The organism is Nocardioides ginsengisoli (assembly GCF_039537225.1).
Lineage (GTDB): Bacteria > Actinomycetota > Actinomycetes > Propionibacteriales > Nocardioidaceae > Nocardioides > Nocardioides ginsengisoli.
Genome location: NZ_BAABAC010000005.1, coordinates 315,278 through 334,192 on the forward strand (window position 1 = coordinate 315,278; position 18,915 = coordinate 334,192).

Consider the following 18,915-nt stretch of genomic DNA (forward strand, 5'->3'; position numbering starts at 1 on the left):
GCCGCCAGCCACAGCCAGATGGGGGATGGCCCGACCGTCGGGGAGCCTCAGCGAACCAGCGGCTCGCGCCCGAGGCTCGCCAACACCTTCTCGGCAGCGCGCTGCCCACTCTCGGTCGCGGCGGCGAGCGAGGGATCGCCCAGGTAGTCGCCGGCGAACCAGATCGGGCCCAGCGGCCGGCGCAGCGTCCGCTGGGACGCCGCGCGCTTGCCCGGAGCCCAGTACGACACCACGCGCGGCTGTCGCTTGACCACGACGCGGTCGATATTGCCGTCGAGCTCCGGGAAGAGTGTCACGAGGTCCTTCAGGAACGTCGCCTCGATCTGTGCGTCGGAGAGCCGGTTCAGCTCGTCGGCGCGGGACCCGCCCGCCATGAGGACCAGGGCGCCGCCCGGCAGGCGCGGGCTGCCGCGCCGCTGGGAGGCGGCGTGGTTGAAGGCGATCTGGAAGGAGAGGTCGGGGGTGGACACGGCGTAGTAGTCGTCCCAGCGCTGCGGCCCCGACTCCTTGGTGAACACGCCGGCGAGGACGTAGCGGCCGTACTCGATGTCGCCGAGCGCGTCGTGGTGTGCGGTCGGGGGCCCCTGGAGGACCGCGAGGGCGCGGTCGGCGGGAACGGCCATGACCGCCCGGCGCGCGGTCACCTCGACCCGGCCCTGGGCGTCGCGATAGCGGACGACCACCGTGTCGTCCTTCCAGGAGATCGACTCCGCTTCGGCGCCGAGCTCGAGCCGGTCGCCCAGATCGGCCGCGAGGGCGTCGGTGAAGGTCTGGTTGCCGCCCACCGGGAGTGCGAAGTTCGGCACCTTGGAGGCCTTCTCGAGCGCCGTGCCGATCGAGAGCGCGAGCTGGGCGCCGGCGGTCTCGTCGGAGTCGCAACCGATCCACTGGCCCGACCAGGCCTCGAAGATGGCGCGCATCGTCGGAGTGCTCGCGCCCTTCATCAGGGCGGCGCCCGACTCGTCGTCGAGGCGGGTGCGCGTGGTCCGGGCAGCCTCGGCGTCGGCGCCGACGAGCCTGGCGTAGGCGCGCTTGATGCGCAGGCCGGTGCGCGCCAGCTCGACCTTCGTCTTCAGGCTCATGCGTGAGCGGAGCATCAGCAGTGCCGGGTTGTCGGTGGTCACCATCCGGCCCTGGAGGAAGAGGGCCGCCTTCTTGCCCGCGAGCGAGCCGCGCTCGATCCGGTAGCGGTCCATCACGTCGAAGAGCGGCCCGGTGCCCTCGGTGAACTGCGCGCCGATGTTGAGCCAGTAGGCGCCGTGGCGCACCGACTCGACGCGACCACCGGGCCGGTCGGCGGCCTCCAGGACGAGGACGTCGGACGACGCGGCGAGCGCTGATCCGGCGGCCAGTCCGGCGGCCCCTGCCCCGATCACGACGACGTCACAGGAGATTTCACGGTCCACGGCTTGTTCACCCATGGCGCGGATCGTCGTCGCCGTCGCATCCGGTGCGGCCTCCGCAGGGGCCTTCCACGCCCGTCCGGGGGAGGGGGCACGAACGGCCGACCCGGGCGTGATGCCGGTCACGCCCATTCGGCGGATGACGGCCGCTCGGCGTGGGGGAATCATGGGCGATCCAGGCTAAGCGAGCGCTTAGTTCCCGTGAGGAGTTCTCCATGCCCGAAGCAGTCATCGTCTCCGCCGCCCGCTCGCCGATCGGCCGGGCCGGCAAGGGCTCACTCAAGGACGTCCGTCCTGACGACCTGACCGTCCAGATGGTTCATGCCGCTCTGGCCCAGGTGCCGGAGCTGGACCCGAACGACATCGACGACCTGATTCTCGGCTGCGGACAGCCCGCGGGCGAGGCGGGCAACAACCTCGGCCGGGCCGTCGCGGTCCTCGCCGGGCTCGACGGAGTCCCCGGGGTCACGGTCAACCGCTACTGCTCCTCCAGCCTGCAGACGACGCGGATGGCTCTCCACGCGATCAAGGCGGGCGAGGGCGACGTCTTCATCTCCGCAGGCGTCGAGGCGATCAGCCGGTCGAACCTCGGCGGCTGGGCCGACACGCCGCAGACGTGGAACCCGCTGGTCACCGCGGGCCCGCAGGCGCGCACCGCGGAGTTCGCCGCCGGCGGCCGGGTCTGGTCCGATCCGCGCGAGCAGGGCCTGCTCCCGGACCTCTACATTGCGATGGGCCAGACGGCCGAGAACGTCGCCCAGACCAGGGGCATCAGCCGTGAGGACCAGGACACCTTCGGTGTCCGGAGCCAGAACCTGACCGAGAAGGCGATCGCCGACGGCTTCTGGACTCGCGACATCACGCCCGTCACGCTCCCTGACGGCACCGTCGTCAGCGCCGACGACGGCCCGCGCGCCGGCGTCACCCTCGAAGCGGTCGCCAACCTCCAGCCGGTCTTCCGACCCGACGGCACCGTCACGGCCGGCAACTGCTGTCCCCTCAACGACGGCGCCGCCGCCCTCGTCATCATGTCGGACGTCAAGGCGCGCGACCTCGGCCTGACCCCGCTGGCGCGTGTCGTCAGCACCGGCGTCTCGGGCCTCTCGCCGGAGATCATGGGGCTCGGCCCGGTCGAGGCGACGAAGAACGCCCTGCGCATCGCGGGCCTGTCCCTGTCGGACATCGACCTGTTCGAGATCAACGAGGCGTTCGCCGCCCAGGTCCTCGGCTCGGCCCGCGAGCTCGGCATCGACGAGGACAGGCTCAACGTCAACGGCGGCGCCATCGCGGTCGGACACCCGTTCGGCATGACCGGCGCCCGGATCACCAGCACCCTCATCAACTCCCTGCAGTGGCACGACAAGCAGTTCGGTGTCGAGACGATGTGTGTCGGCGGCGGCCAGGGCATGGCCATGGTTCTGGAGCGTCTGTCGTGAGCGGCCGGTTCGCCGGCAAGACCGCGGTCGTCACCGGCGCCAGCCGCGGCATCGGCCTGGCCGTCGCCGAACGCCTGGTGGCCGGCGGCGCGCGCGTCGTGATCACCGGTCGGAAGCAGGAAGGCCTCGACGAGGCCGTCGCGCACCTCGGCGGGCCCGAGCACGCGCTGGGGATCGCGGGCCGCGCCGACGATGCGGCGCACCAGGACGACGTGGTGCGACGGGCAGTCGAGACGTTCGGCAGCCTGGACTTCCTCGTGAACAACACCGGTATCAACCCGACGTACGGGCCGATGGTCGAGCTCGACCTCGACGCCGCGCGCAAGACCGTCGAGGTCAACTGCGTCGCGGCGCTCTCCTGGGTGCAGAAGGCATACCGTGCCTGGCTGGCGGACCACGGCGGCGCCATCGTCAACGTCTCCTCCGTCTCCAGCATCCGCACTGCGCCGGGTATCGGCTTCTACGGAGCGACGAAGGCCATGCTCAACTCGATCACCGAGCTGCTCGCCGTCGAGCTCGGACCGGACATCCGGGTGAACGGCGTCGCGCCGGCGGTCGTCAAGACGAAGTTCGCGAGCAAGCTGTACGAAGACCGGGAGGACGCCGTCGCGAAGGCCTATCCCCTCAAGCGACTCGGTGTCCCGGAGGACATCGGCAGCGTCGTGGCCTTCCTTCTCTCCGAGGATGCCGGGTGGCTGACCGGCCAGACCTTGGTCATCGACGGCGGAGTCACGCTCACGGCACCGGGCGAGTAGCCCGATGCCTGCCGCCGCCTCGCCCGGTGCGGTGCCCGCCGCCCGGCCTTCGGACCTCAACCCCATCACGACAGGAGCTCACCCATGACCACCTCTTCCGAGATCACCACGCGCACCGCCATCGTCACCGGCGCGGCGCGGGGCATCGGTGCCGGCGTCGCCAAGCGGCTCGCCGAGGACGGGCTCGCCGTGGCCGTGCTCGACCTCGACGAGGCCGCGTGCAAGGCGGTCGTCGACGAGATCGACGCCGCCGGCGGGCGGGCACTGGCCGTCGGCGTCGACGTCGCCGACGAGGAGGGCGTCCAGACCGCGGTCGAGCGCGTCGCCGCGGAGCTCGGTGACCCGACGGTGCTGGTCAACAACGCCGGCATCCTCCGCGACAACCTGCTGTTCAAGATGAGCGTGTCCGACTGGGACGCGGTGATGGCCGTCCACCTGCGCGGATCTTTCCTCCTCACGCGGGCGGTCCAGGGCTACATGACCAAGGCCGGGTTCGGTCGCATCATCAACCTGTCGAGCACCTCGGCGCTCGGCAACCGCGGCCAGGCCAACTACGCGGCCGCGAAGGCCGGCATCCAGGGCTTCACCAAGACGCTGGCGTTCGAGCTCGGCAAGTTCGGCGTGACGGCGAACGCGATCGCCCCGGGCTTCATCGAGACCGAGATGACCAAGGCGACGGCCGACCGCCTGGGTGTCCCCTTCGACGAGTTCAAGGCGTTCGTCGTCAAGGACATCCCGGTGGCGCGCGGCGGCCTGCCGGCCGACATCGCCCATGCTGCGTCGTTCTTCGCCTCCGAGGGCGCCGGCTTCGTCTCCGGCCAGGTGCTCTACGTCGCTGGTGGGCCGAAGGCATGAGGACCTTCGACGGCATCCCCGAGCTCGAGGCCGCGGTCGGCGAGCACCTCGGCTACTCGGACTGGCACACCATCACCCAGGAGCAGATCGACGCCTTCGCGAAGGCGACGGGTGACTTCCAGTGGATCCACATCGATCCCGTCGAAGCGGCTCAGGGGCCGTTCGGGACGACGATCGCTCATGGGTACCTCACCCTGTCGCTCGTCCCGATGCTGAGCTGGCAGGTGTACGACGTCCAGGGCATCCGGATGGGCGTGAACTACGGCGCCAACAAGCTGCGCTTCCCGGCCCCCGTCCCGGTCGACTCCAGGGTGCGGGCCGGTGTCGAGCTGCTGTCCGTCGCGCCCGGCGCTGGGGGCTACCAGCTGGTCACGCGGGTGACCGTCGAACGCGAGGACGGCGACAAGCCGGCCTGCGTCGTCGACACCGTCAGCGTCCTGGTGCCGTGATGAGCGCCGACAGCACGCCCGGCCTCGATCTCGACCGGCTGGGCGCCTGGCTTCCGCAGGCGGTAGCCGGCGCGGGGACGTCGCTCTCCGCCACCCTGCTGGCGGGCGGCAAGTCGAACCTGACCTACGCGGTGACCGACGGGGTGGCCACGTGGGTGCTGCGACGGCCCCCGTTGGGGCACGTCCTCGCCACCGCCCACGACATGGCACGTGAGTACCGGGTGATGACCGCACTCCAGGGCACGGACGTTCCGGTGCCGACCACCGTCGCCTTCTGCGACGACGTCGACGTGCTCGGCGCTCCGTTCTACGTCATGGAGCGGGTGGAGGGCACGCCGTACCGCTACGCGGGCGAGCTGGAGACGCTCGGTCACGAACGGACGCGGCGCATCTCCGAGCGCCTCGTCGACACGCTCGTCGCCCTGCACGCGGTCGACCCGGCGGCGATCGGGCTCGGCGACTTCGGCCGCCCGGACGGCTTCCTCGGACGGCAGGTGCGCCGGTGGAAGAAGCAGATGGATGCGTCGTACACGCGCGACCTGCCCGCAGCGGACGAGCTCCACCGGCTGCTCGCCGGGGCCGTCCCCGAGGAGTCCGCGACCGGCATCGTCCACGGCGACTTCCGGCTCGACAACGTCCTGACCGACGACCGTGACCGTCCCGCGGCCGTCATCGACTGGGAGATGGCGACCCTGGGCGACCCGCTCACCGACCTGGCTCTGATGTGCGTCTACGGCCGTCTGGGAGAGCGGGTCCGCGGCGATTCCATCGTCGACTGCGCCTCGGCACCCGGCTTCCTGAGCGAGGACGAGATCGTCGCGCGGTACGCCGCGGGCAGCGACCGCGACCTGTCCGGCTTCGGCTGGTACCTGGGCCTCGCGGCGTACAAGCTCGCGGCGATCCTGGAGGGCATCCACTTCCGCCACCTCGAGGGACAGACGGTGGGCGAGGGCTTCGACCGCATCGGCGAGGTCATCCACCCGCTTCTCGACTCCGGCATCGCCGCATTGAAGGAGAACTGATGGACTTCGGATTCGACGCGCGCACCGAGGAGCTGCGGGCCACGATGCTCGCGTTCATGGACGAGGTGGTCCACCCGGCCGAGGCGGTGTTCCACGACCAGCTCGCCGCGCTCTCGAACCGCTGGGCTTGGGACGCGACGCCGGTGTTGCACGACCTGCGCTCGGAAGCTCGGCGGCGCGGGCTGTGGAACCTCTTCCTACCGGGTGAGGAGGGCGCGGGTCTGACGAACCTGCAGTACGCCGTCCTGGCCGAGATCTCGGGTCGTTCGATCCACCTCGCGCCCGCGGCGATGAACTGCGCGGCTCCTGACACCGGCAACATGGAGGTGCTGCACCTGTTCGGCACGGAGGTGCAGAAGAAGCAGTGGCTGGAGCCGCTGCTTGAGGGTGAGATCCGCTCGGCGTTCGCGATGACCGAGCCCGATGTCGCGTCGTCGGATGCGACCAACATCGAGCTGTCGATCGTGCGTGACGGCGACGAGTACGTGCTCAACGGGCGCAAGTGGTGGATCACCGGTGCGATGAACCCCAACTGTGCGATCTTCATCGTGATGGGCAAGACCGACCCGAGCGCGGATCGGCACCGTCAGCAGTCGATGGTGCTGGTGCCGCGCGACACCCCGGGCCTGGAGGTGGTGCGGGGCATGGAGGTCTACGGCTACGACGACCACGAGCACGGCGGGCACGCGGAGCTGCGGTTCACCGACGTCCGGATCCCGGTCAGCAACCTGATCGGCGAGGAGGGGGGCGGCTTCGGCATCGCCCAGGCGCGGCTCGGGCCGGGCCGGATCCACCACTGCATGCGGTCGATCGGCATCGCCGAGCGCGCGATCGAGATGATGTGCGCGCGGGCCGAGGAGCGGGTCGCGTTCGGCCGGCCGCTGGCCGAGCAGGGTGTGATCCGGGGCTGGATCGCGGAGTCGCGGGTCAAGCTCGAGCAGCTGCGGCTGCTGGTGCTCAAGACCGCGTGGCTGATGGACACCGTCGGCAACAAGGGCGCGCACACCGAGATCCAGGCGATCAAGATCGCGACGCCCGAGACCGTGCAGTGGATCCTCGACAAGGCGATCCAGCTGCACGGTGCGGGTGGTCTGTCGCAGGACTTCCCGCTGGCCAACATGTCCGCCGGCATCCGGACCCTGCGCTTCGCCGACGGTCCCGACGAGGTGCACAAGAACGCCCTCGCCAAGGCCGAGATCGCGCGGCAGGCGTCCCGCCGCGGCTGACCTCCCTCCCGCGGCAGGACAGCAGAGGGCCGGGCCCTGGTCGACGACCGGGGCCCGGCCCTCGTGCGTGTGCGCGAGGCGACGCGCACGGTCCTGAGTAGCGGAAACAGGTAGTTCCACGCGTGCTGACCGAGCGTTCACCCAGCAGTGTCGAAGGAGCAAGGCGGACGCCCGGCGAACATGATCGAAGAGGTGCTGCGATGACCGTGATGGAACTCAGGAAGACCGGAGCCGTGCGGAGGCCCGATCCGGACGAGGACTCGATCCCGCTGCAGCGTGTGCTCGTGGTCGAGGAGCACAAGCTGGTCGCGGCGGGTCTGCGCGCCATCCTTGCGGAGGCGCCGTGGGTCGGGTCGTGTCTGGTGGCGGACACCGCCGAGGACGCGATGCAGGTCGTCCGCCGGCACCACCCGCAGATCGTGCTGGTCAGTACCACCTTGGGCGGCTGGGCCGGACCGGACCTCTGCCGCACGCTGCGCGAGCAGGTGCCGCACATCAAGGTGGTGCTGATGTTCGGGGACGGACGAGTGCCGGCGGCGCTGGCCGCGTCCTTGGGCACTGTTGCCGCGCTCTCCAAGCTGCTCGCGCCGGGAGCGATCGTGATGGCGATCAAGCACGTCGCCGAAGGTGGCCGGGTCTTTCCCAAGGGGCAGGCAGCCCATCACGTGAAGCTGTCGAGCCGCGAGATGGAGGTGCTGGTGCACCTCTCCTCCGGGATGAGCAATCCCGAGACCGCCGCGCGTCTGAAGCTGTCCCGGCACACGATCAAGCAGCACACCAGCGCGGTCTACCGCAAGCTCGGCGTGCGGAACCGTGCGGAAGCGGCGAGCCGCGCGCAGGAGCTCGGCCTGATCGGCTGGCAGACGCGCGAGCTGGGACTGGCACATGCCTGACCACGACAGCGTTCTCGCCCTGCTCCGCGTCGCCGCCCGGCAGGATCCCGACCGGGAGTGCCTGCGGATCGGTGGCCGTTCCTACTCGCGGCGTCAGACCCTGGACGAGGTCGAGGCTGTCGCACGCGGCCTCCGGGCGCTCGGTGTCGACCCCGGCGACCGGGTCGGCCTCATGTGCGACAACCGTCCCGAGACCCTCTTCACGTGGCTGGGCATCAACGCGGCGCGCGCGATCGACGTCCCGTTCAACGCGGAGGCGCGCGGACGCCTCCTGGCCTACTTCGTGCAGGACGCCGCACCCCGCGTGCTGATCGGCACCGAGGACTATCTGCAGGTGCTGGCCGAGGCGGTCACGGACGATCCCGAGTACGTCGTGCTGATCGGCAGTGCGAGAACGGCGCCGTTCGGTGCGCGGGCGAAGCAGCTGACCTTCGACGAGCTGGTCGCGCTCGGCGCCGGAGGCACGGAGGAGCTGCCGGAGCCGCGGGCCGACGACACCGCCACGATCATGTACACGTCGGGCACGACCGGTCCGTCCAAGGGCGTCATGCTCCCGCAGCGCTACTACCCGGCGAAGGGCGACCACGCGGCACGGCTGATGGAGGTCCGGGCCGACGACGTGGTGCTGTGCGTGCAGCCCCTCTTCCACATCGACGCGCGTGCGTTCCTGGCCACCGCCTGGTCGGCGGGCGGGACCATCGTGGTCGGCCGGCGGTTCAGCGTCTCCGCGTTCTGGGACCAGGTGCGTGCGGAGCGGGCGACGATCTTCTCCACGATCGGCACCATGGTCTGGATGCTGTTCAAGGAGCCGCCGCGAGCCGATGACGCCGACCTGCCGGCGCGGCTGGCGATCTGCTCGTCGACGCCGGGCGAGATCCTGCACGACTTCGAGAAGCGCTTCGGCGTGGACGTGATCGAGGCCTACGGGATGACCGAGTGCGTGCTGCTGACCTCGGCCCCCGCCGGCAAGACGGTGCCGGGACGGGTCGGTCACGCGATCCCCGAGGTGGAGGTGCGCCTCGTCAGCGACGGTGACGATCCGGTGGCGCCGGGGCAGGTCGGCGAGCTGGTCTACCGGCCGCGGGAGCCCTTCGCGATGATGCAGGGCTACTGGGCGAAGCCCGAGGCCACCGTGGAGGCGTGGGCCAACCTCTGGTTCCATACCGGCGACCTGATGCGCCAGCACCCCGACGGCCTCGAGTACATCGGGCGGAAGAAGGACTCCATCCGACGGCGGGGCGAGAACATCTCCGCGTGGGAGGTCGAGCAGGCGCTGAGCGCGCATCCGCACGTCCGCGAGGTGGCGGCGATCGGTGTCGCCTCCGAGGTGGGCGAGGAGGACGTCGCCGTCCTGGTCGTGGCGATGGACGGTCAGGACATCGATCCGGCCGAGCTCGTCGCCTTCGCGGCGCGCGACCTGCCGCGGTTCGCCGTGCCTCGCTATGTGGAGGTGGTCGACAGCCTGCCGAAGACGCCGTCGGAGCGGATCGAGAAGGGCAAGGTGCGTGAGCGAGGGATCACCGCTGCAGCCTGGGACGGCAACCAGGCGCTCGGCCGGCGTTGAGTCGGGTCAGGTGCGTCCGCGCGGGGTGGTCTGCTCCGCGACCCAGGTAGCGATCTGCGAGCGGGACTTGAAGCCCAGCTTGGTGAGGATGCGCACGACGTGTCCCTCGGCGGTGCGCAAGGAGATCACCAGGCGGGCCGCGATCTCCTTGTTCGACATGCCGTCGGCCACGAGGCGCGCCACCTGGAGCTCGCGTGTGGTCAGTCCACCCGTCCGGGCGACCGGCTCGGGAAGGTCGTGCTCGATGGGATCGCGAAGTGCGAGGGCGAACACCTCGTCGACGTCGAGCGGGCGACCCTGCGCGCACGCTGTCTCGAAGCGGGCGTCGCCGAGCTGCTTGCGCACCATCGCCTCGTAGCGCCGGCGGTAGCCGCGCAGCTGCCGCGTGCCCAGGGTGCGCCAGATCTGGTCGGTGGCTCCGAACAGGCGCGCGGCGCGGTCGGCCTCGCCCGTGACTGCGGCGACCCATGCGAGGATCTCGAGGGTCAGCCCGAGACCCAGGGTGTCGTTGAAGACCCGCTTGATCCGCAGGGAGGCCAGCATCTCGCGCTCGGCCGTCGCAGGGTCGTCGTCGTGGATGAGGGCGAGCAGGCCGCGGAGCCACAAGGCGTAGGACAGGTTCCAGCGCTCGCCGACCCGCGAACAGCGGTCGTGCAGCTCGTTCGCGATGGCGGTGGCTCGGTCGTGGTCGCCGAGCATGATCAAGGTCGCCCCCATCTCGACCTTGAGGCTCTCGGCGTATTGCTGCGGCAGGCCGCACGCGGCGTACTGGGCGAGGGCCTCGTCGAACAAGGGGATCGCACCGGGCAGGTCCGCCTCGGTGCCGAGGCTCCGCACGAAGCCCCTGACGTGGTTGGCGAAGCCGAGCACCCGGACGTCATCGACCTCGATGCCGATCTCGTAGGCGAGCTCGGCGTACGTCGACATGATCGAGGCGTCGCCCTGGAAGCCGGCGATATAGGCCGCCGTCGCATAGGCCCAGGCGCTCTCGATCGAGCGGTCGTCGTGCTGCGCCAGACCGCGGTCCAGCCACAGGCGGGCCTCCGTCAGGTGGTCCATGGCTCCCCAGAACCAGGGCACCGAGGCCATCACGAGGCCGACTCTGGCCTCGCCCGGCGTCGTCATGCAGTACTCGAGGGCCTGGCGTATGTTGGCGTGCTCGCGCTGCAGCCGGTGGGCCCACTCCTCTTGACGCGGGCCCGACCACTCGAGCTCCGCCGTGGCGATGAGCCCGGCGCACCAGTCCCGGTGCCGGCGCGGGATGGCGGCGGCGTCCGGCGAGTCGGCGAGCCGGGAGCGGCCGTACTCCCGGAGGGTCTCGAGCATGCGGAACCGGATGTGGCCGGCCTGCTCCTCGCGGATCAGAACTGACTTGTCGACCAGCCGTGCCACAGTGTCGAGAACGGCCTCCGTCCCGATCCGCTCGTCGACACAGACGGCCTCGAGGGCATCGGTACCGAAGCCGCCGATGAAGATGGACGATCTGGCCCACAGCCGCTGCTCGACCGGCGTGCAGAGGTCATAGCTCCAGTCGATCAGGGATTGGAGCGTCTGGTGGCGCGCCGGCAGGTTGCGGCTGCCTTCGCGGAGCATCTCGAACCGGTCGTCGACCCGACCGGCGAGCTCGGTGACGGTCAAGGCCCGCAGACGCACGCAGGCGAGCTCGATGGCGAGCGGGATCCCCTCCAGGCGGTGGCAGAGCCGGATGACGGCCCGCGCGTTCTCGGCGGTGATCGCGAAGCCGGGCACGACCGCCGCGGCACGGTCGGCGAAGAGGGCCACGGCCGGGTACTTCTCGGCCCTTCCGAGCGCCAGGGTGTCGTCCGGATCGGGCGTCAGCAGGGGAGCGACCGGGTAGAGGTGCTCGCCCACGATCCGCAAGGCCTGCCGGCTCGTGACCAGCACCTTCAGCTGCGGTGCGCGCCGGAGCAGGTGGTCGGCGAGGTCGGCGGTCGCGTCGACAAGGTGCTCGCAGTTGTCCAGGACGAGCAACATGGAGCGTTCGCCGACGAACTCCTCCAGCGCGGCGAGCGGGCCACTCGAGGGCTGCTCCCGGATTCTGAGCGCATCGCGAACCGTCTGCGCCAGCAGGTCGGGGTCGGTGAGTGATGCCAGCTCGACGACGTAGGTCCCATCGGGGAAGGCGCGCTGCATGTCGAGGGCCGACTGGAGTGCCAGCCGGGTCTTGCCCACGCCGCCCATGCCCGTGAGCGTCACCAGCCGCGCCGACTCGAAGAGCTGCCGGACCGCGACGAGGTCGTGGCGGCGGCCGACGAAGCTGGTCAGGTCGGCAGGCACGGCGGGGGCCGATCTCGCCGGTGCTGAGACCACGGGATTCCTTCGTGCTGGGACGTCGAGTGCTGTCCTACGAGTCTACGGTCGGGGGGCCGGTCCGCGGCTCCGTACCCGACGGCGGCGCAGCACGTCGTCGGCCGCGCGCTCGCCGGAGCGCAGGGCACCATCCATGCCGGTCGCCCACATCTCGGCGGTGTGCTCGCCCGCGAAGTGCACCGGTCCCACGCTCTGGGCGAGCAGGCTGGGTAGTCGGGGAAAGTCGCCGAGCAGCACCGAGACGACGCCCCCGGCGTACTGCTCCTGGGTCCAGTCCTGGACCAGACCGGCAAGCCGGGCCGGCCGGAGACCGGTGGCCGCGGCGACGAACCGATCGAGCGCGTCGAGGCAGCGCTCCTCGTCACGCAGGACGCCGTCGCCACGGTCGGCCAGCAGCCCGAGGACCACCACACTGTCGTCGGGACCGACCGGGCGTGTCCAGGCGAGGGAGATGGGGCCGTCACTCATCGCGGACAGTCCGAACGCGCGGGTGATCTCGGCTCCGTGGTCGTACTGGCCGATGACCTTGCCCCCCTGAGTCATGGGCGTGGCCAGGAGGGCGTCGATCTTCCACGGCGGCAGTACCGGGTCGAACCCGATCCGCAGGGTCGGGGTCACCGGCGTGGCGACGACGACGTCGCGGGCGGTGAAGCGGTCGGTGTCGGTCTCCACGACCAGACCACCGCGCCCGCGACGGACCAGCCGGACCGGCTGTTCCAGGCGTACGTCCAGCCCGGTCCCGATGGCCTGGGCCAGGGAGTCGGTGCCGTCGGCCATCATCCAGCAGGCCCGACCGACGTGCGGGGGCTCGAACATGGACATCGGGATCTGCGAGGGCTCGTGCACCGGGTTGTAGCCGCTCTGCGAGCAGAAGACCCGGTGGGCGAGGGGGGAGAGGCCCGCCCGGGAGGCCCAGGCCTGGACCGGCTCCGTGGGGAGCGGAGGGACGGTGGCCAGAGCCGCACGCACCTCGTCTGCGACGGTGTCGCGCTCCTCGTCAGGCAGCCGCCGGTCGCCCACCATCAGGGTCGCCCGCAGCGGCGAGGCCGCGCACAGGCGGCCATCGGGCTCGGTGGGGAAGAGGGCGACCTGGGGCGTGATGGCGATGCCGAACTGCGCGCAGTACTCCAGCAGCTTGTCCTGGCCGATGTCGATCCAGGATGCGCCGAGGTCCGCCACCTGCCCATACTGCAGGCGCTCACGAAGCGTCCGGGTGCGGCCGCCCACGTGCGGCTGTGCTTCGAGTACGACGACGTCGTCACCCCCGTCGTGCAACCTGCGGGCAGCCGTGAGTCCAGCCAGGCCGGCCCCGACGACAATCGTGCTCATGCGCGCACCAGTTTCGTGTTGATCTCATCGAGGGACAAGCGACCAGGGAGGCGGCAGACCTCGTCGGCGGCCCGCAGGCCGGAGCGGACGGCGCTCTCCATGGTTCCGGCGAGCTCGACCTCGGTATGGTCTCCCGCGAAGTGCACCCGCCGCTCCGGGGTCGCGAACTGTGCGACCAGACTGCTCCGCGCCGACTGGTGGGCGGTCACTCCCATGCCGAGCGCCCAGGGATCCGCGGTCCAGCTCTTGCGGTGTCCCGCCAGACGGGTGACGTCGTGGCCGACCGCCAGGCGGACCACCTCGTCGAGGGCGGCGAAAGCCGTCTCGTCCGACTCGATCACGTGCCGCTGCGTGCCGCAGACGAACCCGCTCACCACGGCCGGTCCGCCGGTGACGTCGTGGTTGCTGACCCACGCAGTGTTGACCGGGCCGTCGGCGAAGACGGGCTGGCTCAGCGCCGCTCGCACGAGGTCGCCCTCGGCGTACTGTGCGACGACCTTTCCGCCCGACGCCCGCTGCAGCGAGGTCAGGGCGCCCACCAGCGTGGCCGGCAACGGGGGGTCGAAGCCGATCGTCGGCAGCACGAACGCGGGGACGGCCACGACCACCTGTCGCGCGTGCAACCGGCTGCCGTCCTCGAGGCCGACGAGAACGCCTCCACCGGCCTGCCGCACCGTGTGGACCGGCGACTCCAACCGTACGTCGAGCCCACGGGCCAGTGCCTCGGCAAGTCGCTGGGCCCCACCCGCGATGCGCCGGACCGCGCCCGTGTGCGCGGTGGTGAGGTAGTGCGTGTCGATCTGGAACGGGTCGTATTGCACGGGCATCCTGCCGATTCCCGCGATCGCGCCGCGGGCGAGTGCGGACAGGCCCGCTCGCCGGGTCCACTGCTCCATGACCTCGTGCGCCGCGGGCGGCGTGTCGCGAAGCGCGACCCGGACCTCGTCGTCGACCGCGGCGAAGCGCGAGTCGGTGAGCAGCTCGCCGCCGACGACGATCCGCCCTTCGGCGAGGTATCCCTCGAGTGGAGTCTCGTCGTCGTGCGTGTCCGGTCGCTCGATCCAGACCGGTTCGGTCAGGGCGACGCCCACGTCGGCGCACAGGGTGGTGAGCGCGGTGTAGTCGACGGTGACCAGCTCGGCCCCCAGCTCGCCGTGCTGACCGTCGGCGAAGCCGTCGCGCACGCTGAAGGTACGACCTCCGACCCGGTCGCGGGCCTCGAGCACCGTGACGTCGGCGCCGGCCGCGGCCAGTGCACATGCGGCGGTCAACCCGGCCAGGCCGGCGCCGACCACGATGACGGTCTCGGGGTCTCGATGCTTCCGGTCCATGGGTCGGTCAGAGCTCTTCGGTGACCAGCTCGAAGACGGGGCCGGACGGTCGGTCCTCGACGAGGAGCGACAGCTCGTGGAAGTAGGTCTCCGGGTCGATAGCCCCCTCGGGGCCGTGGACGCCGGGCGCGTCGACGAGACCGCGGACCATCATGAGGGTCGCGATGGCCAGCGGGTAGCCGGTCATCTCGCCCATGTTGGCGTTGGGCAGGACGATCGGCTGGGTGCCGACTCTCACCGCCTTGCCGTCCCTGGCGCCCTCGGCGATCGCGAACAGGTTGGGAAGCACCGGGGAGGGACCCGCCTCGGAGCCGCCCGTACCGGGCTCGAGCAGGATCTGCTTCGAGGCACCGGTGACGTCGAGCTCGCCGGTGCGCACCCGGGCTGCTACCCGCTGCATGCCCTCCATCAGGCCACGGCGCGCGACCATCAGGTTGAGGGACTCCTGCACCTCGGGGCGCACGCGCGGGAGCGTCAACGGTTCGGGGTGGCCGCAGACCCAGACGGGACCCTCGCCGACCCCCGGGTACGAGACGGTGATCTCCTCGAGCGCGAAGGCGTCGACGAGCTGACCACCGCGCCAGATCTTGATCGGCTCCGTGCAGTTGTGCACCCAGTGCTCCAGCGCGGCATTGGTCTGAGGCTCCTCGCCCTCGGCGGGGTAGGGGAGGGCGCCGGCACGCCAGCCGGTGACGACACGGTCGACCGTGTCGCACTGGTTCATGGCCAGCATGGCGAGGAGGTTGCTCGTCCCCGGGCTGGCTCCCATCCCGATGACGGCGGTGATCCCGGCCGCTCGGGCGGCGTCATCGAGCTCGAGCATCTCGAGCGTCGGCTCCCAGTCGTCGCAGATGTCGAGGTAGTGGGTCCGGGTCGAGATGGCGGCGCTGAGCACCTCGCGCCCGAAGCGGTAGAACGGACCCGCGCAGTTCAAGACGATGTCGACGTCGGCGAGGGCCTGGCTGAGCGCTTCGGCATCGGAGATGTCCAGGTCCATCGGCACCGCCTTCGGCCCGAGCTCGGCAGCGAGTCGCTCGGCCCGGTCCAGGTCGCGGTCGGCCACGACGAGGTGCTCGACCTCGTCGGCCTTGGCGAGGGCGCGGCAGGCGTACGCGGCCATCTCTCCGGCTCCACCGGTGACGAGGATGCGCCGGGTCGCGGCCTGGTGGGGCTCAGTGTTCGTCATGGCGACATCGTGGCGTCGCGGAGTCGGCCCGGCGGTGGACGGGGCGTGCGCGTAGCCCGGTCGGGGGATCGCGTCGCGTGGGCGGGCGGAGAGCCGTCGGTCGTGTCCGGCTCCCGGACGCCGCGGACGCCCCGATCCGAGAGGAGCGGGGCGTCCGAGAGGGCTGCGGAGGAGATGTCAGTCCAGGACCGCCGTCATGTCGATCTCGACCTTGTGCGTGGGGTCGGAGAGGCCGCTGACGCCGATGAGGGTCATGCCGGACGGCTTGGCGCCGACGTCGGCGAGTGCACGGCCGAAGCCGGCGTAGGCCTGCTCGAGGTTCTCCGGCGTCGGGTCGACCACGTAGATCATCAGCCGGACGACGTCACGGGGCGTGCCGCCCGCGGCGGCGATTCCCGCGTAGCCGTTGATCATCGACTGGTAGGTCTGCCCCTCGTAGTCGTCCGGGCCGGCGACCATCTTCTCGTCGGTGTCCTGAGCGACCTGGCCCGAGGTGAAGACCAGCTTGGAGCCGGTCGCCACCGTGACCTGCGGCCAGCCGTGGGTCGGCGGCATGGTGTCCGGCCACATCTTCTGAATCGTCATGGGCCCAGCGTCGGGTGCTCGCCGATTCGGAGCCGCGGATGCGTCACCACAACGGCCCGCCTGGGGGATGACGGTGACGGTCGCCTCACGGGCGCCGAACATCTCCCGGCGGAGAGACCCTGCCCAGCCGGGTGATCCTGCCTGCCGATCCCTTGACGGGGGTGGGGGACCGGTCGACGCTCACCGCTGAGCAGCTGCTCAGTCCTGGTGCGCGCGCCTCCCGCTGCGCGACGCCCTCGCCCCTGTGCACGGAAGGCACCGCACGATGAGAATCGACCAGCAGGGTCTGCGACGACGGGTCGAGGAGTTCCTCGCCGCGCGCGACCCCGCGACCTCCGACCCGCAGGAGTTCCTGCGTGCCCGCTACGACGCCGGACTGGCGTGGGTCTCCTTCCCCGAAGGACACGGCGGGTTGGCCTTGCCCCGTGCCTGGCAGCACGACGTGGACCGCGTGTTCGACGAGGCCGGCGCGCCTGACAACAAGCGCAATGTCAACGTGATCGGACTGGGCATGGCCGCGCCGACGATCCTCGCCTTCGGCACCGAGGAGCAGAAGCGCCGGTACCTCCGCCCGCTCTGGACAGGAGAGGAGATCTGGTGCCAGCTCTTCAGTGAGCCCGGCGCCGGCTCCGATCTCGCCAACGTCGCGACGCGCGCCGTGCGTGACGGCGACGCGTGGGTGGTCAACGGCCAGAAGGTCTGGACCTCCAGTGCCCACAACGCGCGCTTCGCCATCCTCCTGGCCCGGACCGACATCGACGCCCCCAAGCATGCGGGACTCAGCTACTTCCTCTGCGACATGGCCGATCCGGGCGTCGAGGTCCGGCCCCTGCGGCAGATCACCGGCGAGGCCGAGTTCAACGAGGTCTTCCTCACCGATGTGCGCATCGCCGACAGTGCGCGACTCGGTGCCGTGGGTCAGGGCTGGGCGGTCGCGACGGCCACGCTCAACAACGAGCGCGTCGCCATCGGGGGCAAGGCCGCCGAACGCGAGGCCGGCATGATCGGGGCCGTCGCCCGGACCTGGCGCGAGCGTCCGGAGCTGCGGACTCCTGACCTGCACGACCGGCTGCTGCGGCTCTGGGTGGATGCCGAGGTGGCTCGGGTCACCGGCGTGCGCGCGGGCCAGAAGCTGGCGCAGGGACAGCCGGGCGCCGAGGCGGCCGCGCTCAAGCTCTCCTTCGCCCGGATCGCTCAGCAGCTCTCCGGTCTCGAGCTCGAGCTGCTCGGCCATGAGGGCTTGCGCTACTCCGACTGGACCCTCGTCCGTCCCGACAAGGTCGATCTCACCGGCCGCGACGCGGGGTTCCGCTACCTGCGAGCGAAGGGCAACTCCATCGAGGGCGGAACCTCGGAGATCCTTCGCAACATCCTCGCCGAGCGCGTTCTCGGCCTGCCGCCCGAGCCCCGCGCCGACAAGGACATCCCCTGGAAGGAGCTCGCCAAGTGAGCGACCTCAACCTGCTCTCGACCGAGATCGAGGACGACCTTCGCTCGACGGTCCGCGGACTGCTCCGGGACCAGTGCGACCCGGGCGCCGTGACTGCCCTGTACGACGGGGACCGCTCGACGGTCGACGGGCTCTGGAAGACGCTGGGCGTCGATCTCGGCCTGGCCGGACTGCTCGTGCCCGAGCACCACGGCGGCGCCGGAGCCTCGGCCCGCGAGGCCGCGGTGGTCCTCGAGGAGCTCGGGCGCACGGCCGCGCCGGTTCCCTTCCTGACCAGTGCGGTCGTCGCCACCACCCTCCTCGTCCACGCGGACGCCGACGATCTCCTGGCCGGGCTGGCGAGCGGCGAACGCACCGCGGCGGTGGTCGTCCCGCTGTCGACGGCCCCCGATGCCGAGCTCACCACCGTCGAACTGGCGGACGGCCGACTGACCGGCTCCGTGCCGAGTGTCGCCGGCGCGCTCGAGGCCGACGTCCTGATCGTCCTGACCCGGGAGACGGGCCGCGTGGCGGCGTACGCCGTGGCGGCAGCAGACGCGACGATCACGCCCGTCGTGTCCCTCGACATGACCCGGCAGGTCGCCGATGTCAGGCTGGAGGGGGCGGAAGGGACCCTCGTCCTGGCCGACGCGGAGGGCGCGGCGCGTGCCGCCCTCGACGCCGGAGCGGCGCTCCTCGCATCGGAGCAGGTCGGTGTCGCGCAGTGGTGTCTTGACACCACGGTGGCCTACCTCAAGGTCCGCCGGCAGTTCGGCCGGGTCGTCGGCGGCTTCCAGGCGATCAAGCATCGGCTCGCGGACCTCGCTGCGGGCGTCGAGTCCGCGACGGCCGCCGCACGGTACGCCGCGGCGACGCTGGCTGCGGGCGACGGCGACCGGGTGGTGGCCGCAAGCGTCGCCCAGGCATTCTGCAGCGACCTCGCCGTGGCAGCGGCGGAGGAGGCGATCCAGCTGCACGCGGGTATCGGCATGACCTGGGAGCACCCGGCCCACCTCTACCTGAAGCGCGCGAAGGCGGACCAGATCGCACTCGGCACGGCGGGCGCCCATCGCGCTCGGCTCGCCGGCCTCGTCGGCCTCCAGGGCGCATCCTGAAGACAC

At 71.1% G+C, this 18,915-nt stretch carries 16 protein-coding genes; 10 read left to right on the forward strand and 6 right to left on the reverse strand.

What is annotated here, in order from left to right:
* Nucleotides 1–47 precede the first annotated feature (47 nt).
* Nucleotides 48–1,406 carry a flavin monoamine oxidase family protein gene (locus tag AB4880_RS03160; protein WP_367917742.1) on the reverse strand — a complete coding sequence of 453 codons (1,359 nt, stop codon included), beginning with the start codon at nucleotides 1,404–1,406 and terminating at the stop codon, nucleotides 48–50.
* Between the two features lie 212 nt (nucleotides 1,407–1,618).
* Here AB4880_RS03160 and AB4880_RS03165 point away from each other — a divergent pair, with 212 nt between their 5' ends.
* The 8 genes from AB4880_RS03165 to AB4880_RS03200 all read left to right on the forward strand — a co-directional run bounded on the left by AB4880_RS03165 (nucleotide 1,619) and on the right by AB4880_RS03200 (nucleotide 9,603).
* Nucleotides 1,619–2,839, forward strand: coding sequence for an acetyl-CoA C-acetyltransferase (locus tag AB4880_RS03165; RefSeq protein WP_367917743.1), 1,221 nt, complete (start codon nucleotides 1,619–1,621; stop codon nucleotides 2,837–2,839).
* Nucleotides 2,836–3,594, forward strand: a complete 759-nt coding sequence (locus AB4880_RS03170) for an SDR family oxidoreductase (protein WP_367917744.1) — start codon at nucleotides 2,836–2,838, stop codon at nucleotides 3,592–3,594. The genes AB4880_RS03165 and AB4880_RS03170 overlap by 4 nt, the downstream gene beginning before the upstream one ends.
* Before the next feature lie 84 nt (nucleotides 3,595–3,678).
* Nucleotides 3,679–4,449, forward strand: coding sequence for an SDR family oxidoreductase (locus AB4880_RS03175; RefSeq protein ID WP_367917745.1), 771 nt, complete (start codon nucleotides 3,679–3,681; stop codon nucleotides 4,447–4,449).
* Nucleotides 4,446–4,898 (forward strand): MaoC family dehydratase, encoded by a 453-nt coding sequence (locus AB4880_RS03180; protein ID WP_367917746.1) that lies wholly within the window; start codon nucleotides 4,446–4,448, stop codon nucleotides 4,896–4,898. Before AB4880_RS03175 ends, AB4880_RS03180 begins: the two co-directional genes overlap by 4 nt.
* Complete coding sequence (locus AB4880_RS03185) at nucleotides 4,898–5,920, forward strand: phosphotransferase family protein (protein WP_367917747.1); 1,023 nt, start codon at nucleotides 4,898–4,900, stop codon at nucleotides 5,918–5,920. The genes AB4880_RS03180 and AB4880_RS03185 overlap by 1 nt, the downstream gene beginning before the upstream one ends.
* Nucleotides 5,920–7,146, forward strand: a complete 1,227-nt coding sequence (locus tag AB4880_RS03190; RefSeq protein ID WP_367917748.1) for an acyl-CoA dehydrogenase family protein — start codon at nucleotides 5,920–5,922, stop codon at nucleotides 7,144–7,146. The genes AB4880_RS03185 and AB4880_RS03190 overlap by 1 nt, the downstream gene beginning before the upstream one ends.
* A gap of 200 nt (nucleotides 7,147–7,346) precedes the next feature.
* The gene (locus AB4880_RS03195; protein WP_367917749.1) at nucleotides 7,347–8,039 is read left to right on the forward strand and encodes a response regulator transcription factor; all 693 of its coding nucleotides are present in this window, start codon (nucleotides 7,347–7,349) and stop codon (nucleotides 8,037–8,039) included.
* Complete coding sequence (locus AB4880_RS03200; RefSeq protein ID WP_367917750.1) at nucleotides 8,032–9,603, forward strand: AMP-binding protein; 1,572 nt, start codon at nucleotides 8,032–8,034, stop codon at nucleotides 9,601–9,603. Before AB4880_RS03195 ends, AB4880_RS03200 begins: the two co-directional genes overlap by 8 nt.
* A 6-nt stretch (nucleotides 9,604–9,609) precedes the next feature.
* Here AB4880_RS03200 and AB4880_RS03205 read toward each other — a convergent pair whose 3' ends face one another.
* From AB4880_RS03205 to AB4880_RS03225, 5 genes are all read right to left on the reverse strand, one after another.
* Nucleotides 9,610–11,901, reverse strand: a complete 2,292-nt coding sequence (locus tag AB4880_RS03205) for an ATP-binding protein (protein WP_367917751.1) — start codon at nucleotides 11,899–11,901, stop codon at nucleotides 9,610–9,612.
* Between the two features lie 75 nt (nucleotides 11,902–11,976).
* Entirely contained in the window at nucleotides 11,977–13,263 is a 1,287-nt protein-coding gene (locus AB4880_RS03210) for a flavin monoamine oxidase family protein (protein WP_367917752.1), read from the reverse strand.
* Entirely contained in the window at nucleotides 13,260–14,594 is a 1,335-nt protein-coding gene (locus AB4880_RS03215) for a flavin monoamine oxidase family protein (protein ID WP_367917753.1), read from the reverse strand. The genes AB4880_RS03210 and AB4880_RS03215 overlap by 4 nt, the downstream gene beginning before the upstream one ends.
* Before the next feature lie 7 nt (nucleotides 14,595–14,601).
* Nucleotides 14,602–15,780, reverse strand: a complete 1,179-nt coding sequence (locus tag AB4880_RS03220; protein ID WP_367917754.1) for a saccharopine dehydrogenase family protein — start codon at nucleotides 15,778–15,780, stop codon at nucleotides 14,602–14,604.
* Between the two features lie 177 nt (nucleotides 15,781–15,957).
* Nucleotides 15,958–16,365, reverse strand: coding sequence for a RidA family protein (locus AB4880_RS03225; RefSeq protein ID WP_367917755.1), 408 nt, complete (start codon nucleotides 16,363–16,365; stop codon nucleotides 15,958–15,960).
* 265 nt (nucleotides 16,366–16,630) lie between these two features.
* Between AB4880_RS03225 and AB4880_RS03230 the strand changes: the two genes are divergently transcribed.
* Together AB4880_RS03230 and AB4880_RS03235 are read left to right on the forward strand one after the other, a co-directional pair.
* Nucleotides 16,631–17,815 carry an acyl-CoA dehydrogenase family protein gene (locus tag AB4880_RS03230; RefSeq protein ID WP_367917756.1) on the forward strand — a complete coding sequence of 395 codons (1,185 nt, stop codon included), beginning with the start codon at nucleotides 16,631–16,633 and terminating at the stop codon, nucleotides 17,813–17,815.
* Nucleotides 17,812–18,909 (forward strand): acyl-CoA dehydrogenase family protein, encoded by a 1,098-nt coding sequence (locus AB4880_RS03235; protein ID WP_367917757.1) that lies wholly within the window; start codon nucleotides 17,812–17,814, stop codon nucleotides 18,907–18,909. The genes AB4880_RS03230 and AB4880_RS03235 overlap by 4 nt, the downstream gene beginning before the upstream one ends.
* Nucleotides 18,910–18,915 lie beyond the last annotated feature (6 nt).

Excerpts from the sequence above, each read along its gene's own strand:
- AB4880_RS03165 (WP_367917743.1), top strand. The coding sequence starts at position 1,619 with ATGCCCGAAGCAGTCATCGTCTCCGCCGCCCGCTCGCCGATCGGCCGG.
- AB4880_RS03175 (WP_367917745.1), top strand. The coding sequence starts at position 3,679 with ATGACCACCTCTTCCGAGATCACCACGCGCACCGCCATCGTCACCGGC.
- AB4880_RS03180 (WP_367917746.1), top strand. The coding sequence starts at position 4,446 with ATGAGGACCTTCGACGGCATCCCCGAGCTCGAGGCCGCGGTCGGCGAG.
- AB4880_RS03185 (WP_367917747.1), top strand. The coding sequence starts at position 4,898 with ATGAGCGCCGACAGCACGCCCGGCCTCGATCTCGACCGGCTGGGCGCC.
- AB4880_RS03190 (WP_367917748.1), top strand. The coding sequence starts at position 5,920 with ATGGACTTCGGATTCGACGCGCGCACCGAGGAGCTGCGGGCCACGATG.
- AB4880_RS03195 (WP_367917749.1), top strand. The coding sequence starts at position 7,347 with ATGACCGTGATGGAACTCAGGAAGACCGGAGCCGTGCGGAGGCCCGAT.
- AB4880_RS03200 (WP_367917750.1), top strand. The coding sequence starts at position 8,032 with ATGCCTGACCACGACAGCGTTCTCGCCCTGCTCCGCGTCGCCGCCCGG.
- AB4880_RS03210 (WP_367917752.1), bottom strand. The coding sequence starts at position 13,263 with ATGAGCACGATTGTCGTCGGGGCCGGCCTGGCTGGACTCACGGCTGCC.
- AB4880_RS03215 (WP_367917753.1), bottom strand. The coding sequence starts at position 14,594 with ATGGACCGGAAGCATCGAGACCCCGAGACCGTCATCGTGGTCGGCGCC.
- AB4880_RS03220 (WP_367917754.1), bottom strand. The coding sequence starts at position 15,780 with ATGACGAACACTGAGCCCCACCAGGCCGCGACCCGGCGCATCCTCGTC.
- AB4880_RS03225 (WP_367917755.1), bottom strand. The coding sequence starts at position 16,365 with ATGACGATTCAGAAGATGTGGCCGGACACCATGCCGCCGACCCACGGC.
- AB4880_RS03230 (WP_367917756.1), top strand. The coding sequence starts at position 16,631 with ATGAGAATCGACCAGCAGGGTCTGCGACGACGGGTCGAGGAGTTCCTC.